Origin of the sequence: Acetobacterium fimetarium (genome assembly GCF_014284475.1) — a bacterium.
Lineage (GTDB): Bacteria > Bacillota > Clostridia > Eubacteriales > Eubacteriaceae > Acetobacterium > Acetobacterium fimetarium.
This window is the reverse complement of record NZ_WJBC01000077.1, coordinates 1-251: the sequence shown is the minus strand read 5'-3', so window position 1 is coordinate 251 and position 251 is coordinate 1. Positions and strand designations below refer to the sequence as shown.

Sequence of the window (251 nt, the reverse complement as noted above, 5' to 3'; positions counted from 1 at the left end):
ATCTTTCAAGAAGAATCGGATGATTTTTACAACAATTGATGGACAGTTTAGCCGGTTTAACCGCTAACGCTCCATTAAACCTATTCGTTTCAGACGATTTTCAATCGCCCGAAACAAAGCTAAACTAGTCTCGCGACGATGGCGGAAGGGCCACACCTGTTCCCATACCGAACACAGAAGTAAAGTCTTCCAGCGCCGAAAGTACTTGGTGGGTAACTGCCTGGGAGGATAGGACGTTGCGGGATTTTAAA

Annotated in this window: 1 rRNA gene; it reads left to right on the top strand. The window is 45.8% G+C overall.

The features are described 5' to 3' along the window. The first annotated feature begins 128 nt into the window (after window positions 1–128). A 5S ribosomal RNA gene (rrf, locus tag GH808_RS15145) occupies window positions 129–245 on the top strand. The last annotated feature ends 6 nt before the right edge of the window (window positions 246–251 follow it).